Below are 8128 nucleotides of genomic sequence, written 5' to 3'. Positions count from 1 at the left end.
GCGGGTGGAGAGCACAGCTCCTGCCGTGTCCGGCGAACCCCTGTGACGTACTCGACGGGGGTTACGCGTCGATCCGTGAGCGGTCCAGCGTCGCCGCGGAGCTCGTGATGAATTCCTTGCGCGGCGCGACGTCGTTGCCCATCAGGAGATCGAAGACCTGTTCGGCGGAGTCCAGGTCGGAGATGTTGATGCGGCGCAGGGTCCGGAAACGCGGGTCCATCGTCGTCTCGGCCAGCTGGTCGGCGTCCATCTCGCCCAGGCCCTTGTAGCGCTGGATGGAGTCCTTGTACCGGACGTTCTTGCGCTGCAGCTCGAGCAGCGTCTCACGCAGCTCGCGGTCCGAGTACGTGTAGATGTACTTGTCCTGGCCCTTCTTCGGCTGGCTGAGCTCGATGCGGTGCAGCGGCGGGACCGCCGCGAACACGCGCCCCGCCTCGACCATCGGCCGCATGTACCGCTGGAACAGCGTCAGCAGCAGGATCCGGATGTGCGCGCCGTCGACGTCGGCGTCCACGAGCAGGATGATCTTCCCGTAACGCGCCGCGTCGATGTCGAAGGTCCGGCCCGACCCGGCTCCTATGACCTGGATGATCGCGCCGCACTCCGCGTTCTTCAGCATGTCCGTCACGGACGCCTTCTGAACGTTGAGAATCTTGCCGCGGATGGGCAGGAGCGCCTGGAACTCGGAGTTCCGGGCGAGCTTGGCGGTGCCGAGCGCGGAGTCTCCCTCGACGATGAAGAGCTCGCTGCGCTCCACGTCGTCGCTGCGGCAGTCGGCGAGCTTGGCAGGCAGCGACGAGGACTCCAGGGCCGTCTTCCGCCGCTGGGCGTCCTTGTGCTGGCGGGCCGCGATGCGCGTGCGGGCGGCGGCGACGGCCTTGTCCATGACGGCGCGGGCCTGCGCCTTCGCGTCCCGCTTGGTCGACGTCAGGAACGCCTTGAGTTCCTTGGCGATGACGTTCGCGACGATGCGGTTGGCCGCGGAGGTGCCGAGCACCTCCTTCGTCTGGCCCTCGAACTGGGGCTCCGCGAGGCGGACCGTGACGACCGCCGTGAGTCCCTCCAGGGCGTCGTCCTTGACGATGTCGTCCTCGGCGACGCGGAGCACCTTCTGGGTGCGCAGCGCCTCGTTCATCGTCTTGGTGAGGGAGCGCTCGAAGCCGGTGACGTGGGTGCCGCCCTTGGGGGTGGCGATGATGTTCACGAAGGACTTGATCGCCGTGTCGTACCCGGTGCCCCAGCGCATCGCCACGTCCACGCCGAGCTCACGGGTGACCTCGGTGGGCGTCATCTGGCCGTGCTCGTCCAGGACCGGGACGGTCTCCTTGAAGGTCCCCTGGCCGGAGAACCGGAGGACGTCGCAGACCGCCTTGTCCTGCGCCAGGTACTCGCAGAACTCGCTGATTCCGCCGTCGAAGCGGAAGGATTCCTCGCCCTTCGAGCCGCCGTCACCGAGGCCGAGCTCGTCCCGCACGACGATGGTCAGGCCGGGAACCAGGAAGGCGGTCTGGCGGGCACGCTGGTGCAGGTTCTCCAGCGAGAGCTTGGCGTCCTTGAGGAAGATCTGGCGGTCCGCCCAGTAGCGGATGCGCGTGCCGCTGCGGGCCTTGGGGATCTTCTTGACCTTGCTCAGCGTGGCCGAGGGGTCGAAGGGGGCGTCGGGGCCCTGCTTGGCGAAGGCGCCGGGGACGCCGCGGCGGAAGCTGATCGCGTGGGTGTGCCCGGCGCGGTCCACCTCGACGTCGAGGCGCGCGGAGAGCGCGTTCACCACGGAGGCGCCCACGCCGTGCAGGCCGCCGGAAGCGGCGTACGAGCCGCCGCCGAACTTGCCGCCCGCGTGCAGCTTGGTCATGACGACCTCGACTCCGGAGAGACCGGTCTTGGGCTCGACATCGACCGGGATGCCTCGGCCGTTGTCCCGGACCTCTACGGAGGCGTCGTCGTGGAGGATGACCTCGATGTGGTCGCAGTACCCGCCCAGGGCCTCGTCGACGGAGTTGTCGATGATCTCCCAGAGGCAGTGCATCAGGCCGCGACTGTCGGTCGACCCGATGTACATGCCCGGACGCTTGCGGACGGCCTCGAGCCCCTCCAGGACGAGCAGGTGCCGCGCGGTGTAGTTGGAACCGTCCCGGTCTGCTCCTGTCAGCAACGCTGTGGACGGCACGGACGTCTCGGCGGTCACGCGGTTCGCTCCTCGCTGAATTTCAAGGGGAGTCCTTTGGGGTAAGGACGCGGCTTCGGTTACCGGTCAGAGGGTACCGAGGCCTGGTAGAGCCGTTGTAACGCCACCCTCGTCTCAACCCAGACTAGTCCAGAATCGCATACATGTTCGATCCCTCATTTGAGTGAAGCGCACGTCACGTTCCCTTCGAGGCATGAACCATTTAGGCTCCGGGCACGTCCTCATGAACAACCGGCAACCCAGCCGGGGACGACTTGACCTGACAGACAGCGCGAAACCGTAAGACACGTAAGAGACGCAATACGGCACATTCGCCGCCAACCGGCAACGGACAGCCACCTCGAAAGAAAAGTTCGAGGAAAAGCCACGAGCGGGAACGTTTTCGGCCTGGTTGGATGTTGACCCTGGTACGACAGCTCGTCGAGCTAGAGAAGAGGCGACGTGACTACTGTTCTGACCCCCGCGAGCCCCCTGACGGCCGCTGATCGCTGCGACCGCTGCGGCGCCCAGGCATACCTGCGCGTCGTCCTGTTGAGCGGCGGTGAACTGCTCTTCTGCGCCCACCATGGCCGCAAGTTCGAGCCGGAACTCAAGAAGATCGCCGCTGAGATACAGGACGAGACGGAGCGCCTGACCGCCGTTCCGGAAAGCGCCACCGAAGAGGAACGCTGACACCTCGCACAAACGACGAGCCAGCTCCGGCGCACCAGGCCGGCGAACGGGCGGCCGTCCCTGCCAACCGCAGGGGCGGCCGCCCGCTCTCGTCACAGGGGCGCCCAGGGCCCTTCCCGGCCCCACCAGGCCGCCCGCCGACCTGCCATCGGGCGGACAGGCGGCTCAGTCGCGGGCGCTCAGCGCCCTGGTGACGTCTGAGACCCTCGTATAGACGCCGGGGCTCCCAGGGCGGCCACAGCCGCTCCCCCAGGACACGAGCCCGATGAGGCGCCCGCGCGCGACCAGCGGACCGCCGCTGTCCCCCTGACAGGCGTCCCGCCCACCGCTCATCTCGCCGGCGCAGAGCATGGTCCGGGCCATGTACCGCCCGTCGGCGCTGCCCGGGTAGGCCTCCTCGCACACGGAGTCGGCCAGCACCTCCACGCGCGCCGAGTGCAACGTACGGGCGTAATCGCCCGCCCCCGTGGTGTCCCCCCAGCCGTACACGGCAGCGCCCGTGCCCGGCTCGTACGCCGGATCGCCGGACCCCGCCATCCTGATCGTGCGCCCCTCGGGGAGCGGCTCGGCCAGGGTCAGGGCCGCCACGTCGCCGGAGTTCGTGTGCGGGTCGTACTCCGGGTTGATCCGGACCGCGCGTACGGAGACCTCCTCGCCGTCCGACGACCGCAGATCCGCGCGGCCGACGATGACCTTCAGGTCCGTCACCTCGCTCAGAGGCACCCCCAGCACGTCCTTGGACATGCAGTGGGCCGCGGTCAGGACCGTCGAGCGCCCGGTGACCACACCGCCGCAGAACTGTCCGGCGCGTGCGCCCCCGAACCGGTCACGGCTGGAGAGCGCGACCGCCCACGGACTCTCGGACACATCCACCGGACTGCCGCCGATGACCACGCTGTCGGCCGCCGCGGGGGCCGGGGAGGCAAGTGGCAGGGCAGCGGTGGTGGCCGCCAGAGCCAGTGCCCCCGTCCACGCTCGGGCGAAGGGACGACGCATGCGATCTCCTCACTCTGGGTTGCCAGTTCGTATCCCAGAGTCATGCAGTATCCCTCACCCCGCACCCGCGCATACGGAAGGCCCGAAGCCGCTTGTCGCGGACTTCGGACCTTCCGTGGAGCGCTCCGGGGAGTGCCTGTGCCTAGTCGAGGTAGTCGCGCAGGACCTGCGAGCGCGACGGGTGACGCAGCTTCGACATCGTCTTCGACTCGATCTGACGGATGCGCTCACGCGTCACCCCGTAGACCTTGCCGATCTCGTCGAGGGTCTTGGGCTGGCCGTCCGTGAGGCCGAAGCGCATGGAGACCACGCCCGCCTCACGCTCGGACAGGGTGTCCAGGACGGAGTGCAGCTGCTCCTGGAGGAGCGTGAAGCTCACCGCGTCGGCGGGCACGACCGCTTCGGAGTCCTCGATGAGGTCACCGAACTCGCTGTCGCCGTCCTCACCCAGGGGGGTGTGGAGGGAGATCGGCTCACGGCCGTACTTCTGGACCTCGATGACCTTCTCCGGGGTCATGTCGAGTTCCTTGGCCAGCTCCTCCGGGGTGGGCTCGCGGCCCAGGTCCTGGAGCATCTGGCGCTGGACACGGGCCAGCTTGTTGATGACCTCGACCATGTGCACCGGGATACGGATGGTGCGGGCCTGGTCGGCCATGGCGCGGGTGATCGCCTGACGGATCCACCAGGTGGCGTACGTGGAGAACTTGTAGCCCTTGGTGTAGTCGAACTTCTCGACCGCGCGGATCAGACCGAGGTTGCCCTCCTGGATGAGGTCCAGGAAGAGCATGCCGCGGCCGGTGTAGCGCTTGGCCAGGGAGACCACCAGGCGGAGGTTGGCCTCCAGGAGGTGGTTCTTGGCGCGGCGCCCGTCCTCGGCGATGATCTCCAGCTCGCGCTTGAGCTTCGGGGCGAGCTTGTCGGCGTTGGCCAGCTTGTCCTCGGCGAACAGGCCGGCCTCGATGCGCTTGGCGAGCTCGACCTCCTGCTCGGCGTTGAGCAGCGGGACCTTGCCGATCTGCTTCAGGTAGTCCTTGACGGGGTCGGCGGTGGCACCGGCCGCGGCGACCTGCTGGGCAGGCGCGTCATCCTCGTCCTCGTCGGACAGGACGAAGCCCTGGGCACCTTCCTCGGCCGGCTCGCCCTCGCCGGGCTTGCCGGCGGCGGGTGCCTCCTCGGCGACCTCTTCGTCCAGGAGCTCGTCGGCGTCCTTCTTGGAGGTGGTCTTCTTGGCCGCCGTCTTCTTGGCGGTGGTCTTCTTGGCGACGGCCTTCTTGGCCGTCGTCTTCTTGGCTGCGACCTTCTTCGCGGGCGCGTCCTCGGCGGTGCCGTCCGCGGTCGGCGCCTCAGTGGCGGCGGTGGCGGTGGGCTTCGCCGTGGTGGCCTTGGCCGCGACCGTCCTGGTCGCGGTGCGCTTGGCCGGGCTCTTCGCTGCGACGCTCTTGCGGGGGCGCTTCGGCTCCGCGGCACTGACCATCAGCGTCACACCCTCTTCCTCGAGGATCTGGTTGAGGCTGCGCAGAACGTTCTTCCACTGAGTGGCCGGGATCTGGTCAGCTTCGAAGGCCCGACGCACGTCATCGCCGGCGATCTGCCCATCAGCCTTTCCCCGCTCGATGAGCGCCATGACAGAGACGGATTCGGCGATCTCCGGCGGGAGCGTACGGGATGTGCTGGCCGACACGAACAACCTCTCGGAACGTTGGAAAACGGCTTCCGGCCCCGTCCATTGTGGACCGGAGCCGACGACCGGCGGCTGGGGATTGGGCCGACGGCGCGGGCGGGGCCGGGGAGCTGCACAGCGTCGCGAACGACCGCTGTATTCCCTCCTCGGCTATCACCTCTTAGGTCATCGCGCTGTTCCTTGGAGCGTTACGCCCAATCTACGTGGCCCGAGTCACACCCCATAAGCGCTCAAAAGCATCCATATACGGTCAGAAGCGTCCTATACGCATGCACGAATGATCCCCCGATGCCCCACGAAGAAACCCCCACATTGGTGTCGCCGGACCCCGCCCGCTCGCAAGGAGCTCGTGGCAGGTCCGGCGACACAGAGGGCGGCGGCGGAGTCGCCGACGGGCACGGAGTGATGTACGCGACGACTAGCGCTGCCGCGGGGCACGCGCACGACCGCGGCGCCTACGCGGACGCGCGCTCAGTGCTCGCGCGGGGCGGGCACGACGCGCTCCACCTCGGGGTGGACCGTGAGCAGCTGCCGCATGGCGGCCTCGGCGCCGGAGCCGTCGCCCGCCGCGAGGGCGTCGACGACGCGGGAGTGGTGCACGAGAGAGGCCTCGCTGGGACGGTCACAGCCGGTGATCGGTCCGCCGGAGACCTGCAGGGCGGCCGAGACGATGCCGGAGAGGTGCTCCAGCATGCGGTTGCCCGCTACCTGGATGAGCAGCGAGTGGAACTCCGCGTCCGCGCGGGAGAAGGTGATCATGTCGCCTTGGCCCAGCGCGTGCCCCATGATCTCGACCATGTCGGCGAGGCGCTGCTGGACCTCCTCGCGGCCGTGCCCGGCGGCGAGGCGCGCGGCGAGGGGCTCGATCATCCAGCGCAGCTCGCCGAGCTCGCGCCGCTGGTCGTCGCGCTGCGGCCCGAAGGCCCGCCACTCGATGATGTCGGGGTCGAGCAGGTTCCAGTCACTGACGGGGCGCACGCGCGTGCCGACGTTGGGCCGGGCGCTGACCAGGCCCTTGGCCTCGAGCACGCGCAGGGACTCGCGCACGACGGTGCGGGAGACCTCGAAGCGCTGGCCGATCTCCTCGGGCACGAGCGGACGGTCGGCTCCGAGGTCACCGGAGACGATCATCTGGCCGAGCTGCTGGACGAGTTGGCCGTGCAGCCCGCGGCCGCGGCTTCCGGCGGCGCGCCGGCCCACGCGCCCCAGGTCCTGGTCGGGGCCGTCCCACACGGGGGCGCCGACGCGGTCACCGCCGTGGGACTCCCCGTACGGGTATCGATCGAGGTCGCCCGAGCCGGCGAGGCCGGAGTCGGCGGAGCGGGCGGCGGTCATCATGGTGTGCGCAAGGGTATTCACGGATCAGTTGTCGGCGCTGTCTCCAACTCCCTTGAGGTCTTTGGTGAAAAGCACACGAAAGGGTGATCGCTTACCTCGCCGCAATTGACGCCTTATCGGAAAGAAATGGACGTCCTCCGGGGAGTTGCGCACAGCCCCGTTCCCGAAGGCGGCGGACGGTCGTCAACGGACTCTGGTGCGCATCGCCGTGAGCAGATATGCGCAGAGCAGAGCGGTCAGCGACAACATCAGCGCGGTGCCCACGGGTTGGGCGATCATGCGCACCGCCGCCGCCAGATACCGCTCGGCGCCGAACGGCCACTGCACCAGAGCGAGGTCCCGGAGCCGCGCCGGAAGCCCGGCCGCCGATCGCACAGACGGTCCCTCGACGGCCTTCTGTACGAGGGGTACGACGACGATCGGCACGGCGAGCACCGCGGCGAGCCCGGCGGCCGTGGACCGGAAGACCCCCGCGGCCAGCACACCGGCCCAGGCGCATCCCACGACCAGTGCGAACCAACTGGCGCTCAGGGAAAGCCAGTCCGAGGGAACTTTCGTGAGCTCGTCTCCGTATACAAGGTGGAGCAGGGCGGCGTCGGAGGCCACCGCCAGAGTGCCCAGCAGCAGCGCTGCGACGGCAGCGACGAGGAGTTTGGCGCCGAGCATCCCGAGGCGGCGCGGGACGGCGCCCCGGTCCGCGGCGAGGGCGGGGTGGCGGAACTCGTCGCCGAAGGCGAGGGCGCCCAGCAGTCCGGCGCCGAGGGCGGCGGGCGGCAGGGGTAGTTCCTGGGGCCAGGCGGCGAGGAGGTGGGGCTGCGGTGTGTGCCCGGTCCGCGCCAGGAAGACGGAGAACAGGGCGGAGACGGCGAGGACGGCGGCGAGGGTGAAGTAGCCCGTGCCGACGCCCAGCAGGCGACGCAACTCGTAGCGCAGGGGCCGCAGCGGGCTCCTGCCCGGACGGACGGTGATGGGGGGCGGCAGAGCGGAAGCGGAGGCCGAGCCCTGCGGAGTGGGCCGGGCGGCAGCGGGCGTTCCGGATCGGTGGACGACGCTGTCGAGCGGGACGGTGTCGTCGCCTTCGAGCGGAATCAGGGCGACCAGGGGGCCCTGTCGGGTCTCTTGTGGCGCCGGTGGGACCCGGGGGGCCTGGGGGGCCTTCAGGGTCTCCGAGGCCTCGGGGGTCTCTCGTGGGGCTTGGTGGGCCTGATGGCTCTGAGGGGCCGGAGGGGTTTCCCACGGACCTTCGTCGCCGCCTG

5 protein-coding genes and 1 pseudogene are annotated in these 8128 nt (G+C 69.3%); 1 reads left to right on the top strand and 5 read right to left on the bottom strand.

The window, feature by feature from the left end; all coding sequences use genetic code 11:
• Nucleotides 1-61: 61 nt before the first annotated feature.
• Complete coding sequence (locus tag AOK03_RS35685) at nucleotides 62-2185, bottom strand: DNA gyrase/topoisomerase IV subunit B (RefSeq protein WP_055569540.1); 2124 nt, start codon at nucleotides 2183-2185, stop codon at nucleotides 62-64.
• Between the two features lie 441 nt (nucleotides 2186-2626).
• Here AOK03_RS35685 and AOK03_RS35680 point away from each other — a divergent pair, with 441 nt between their 5' ends.
• Complete coding sequence (locus tag AOK03_RS35680; protein ID WP_055544920.1) at nucleotides 2627-2857, top strand: DUF7455 domain-containing protein; 231 nt, start codon at nucleotides 2627-2629, stop codon at nucleotides 2855-2857.
• Between the two features lie 165 nt (nucleotides 2858-3022).
• Here AOK03_RS35680 and AOK03_RS35675 read toward each other — a convergent pair whose 3' ends face one another.
• The 4 genes and pseudogenes from AOK03_RS35675 to AOK03_RS35660 form a co-directional block, all read right to left on the bottom strand.
• Nucleotides 3023-3853 carry a serine protease gene (locus AOK03_RS35675; protein WP_055569539.1) on the bottom strand — a complete coding sequence of 277 codons (831 nt, stop codon included), beginning with the start codon at nucleotides 3851-3853 and terminating at the stop codon, nucleotides 3023-3025.
• A gap of 142 nt (nucleotides 3854-3995) precedes the next feature.
• On the bottom strand, nucleotides 3996-5540 hold the full coding sequence (locus AOK03_RS35670) for an RNA polymerase sigma factor (RefSeq protein WP_079075161.1): 1545 nt from the start codon (nucleotides 5538-5540) through the stop codon (nucleotides 3996-3998).
• Nucleotides 5541-6005: 465 nt separating this feature from the next.
• Nucleotides 6006-6893 carry a FadR/GntR family transcriptional regulator gene (locus AOK03_RS35665; RefSeq protein ID WP_208609661.1) on the bottom strand — a complete coding sequence of 296 codons (888 nt, stop codon included), beginning with the start codon at nucleotides 6891-6893 and terminating at the stop codon, nucleotides 6006-6008.
• A gap of 162 nt (nucleotides 6894-7055) precedes the next feature.
• A pseudogene (locus AOK03_RS35660) lies at nucleotides 7056-8128 on the bottom strand (ABC transporter ATP-binding protein); the annotation flags it as partial.

Source organism: Streptomyces atriruber, from assembly GCF_001418325.1.
Classification (GTDB): Bacteria; Actinomycetota; Actinomycetes; order Streptomycetales; family Streptomycetaceae; genus Streptomyces; species Streptomyces atriruber.
The sequence above is the reverse complement of the archived record's forward strand: the minus strand, read 5'-3'. Positions and strand labels throughout refer to the sequence as shown.

Coding starts and splice junctions, on each gene's coding strand:
- AOK03_RS35675 (WP_055569539.1), bottom strand. CDS start 3,853: ATGCGTCGTCCCTTCGCCCGAGCGTGGACGGGGGCACTGGCTCTGGCG.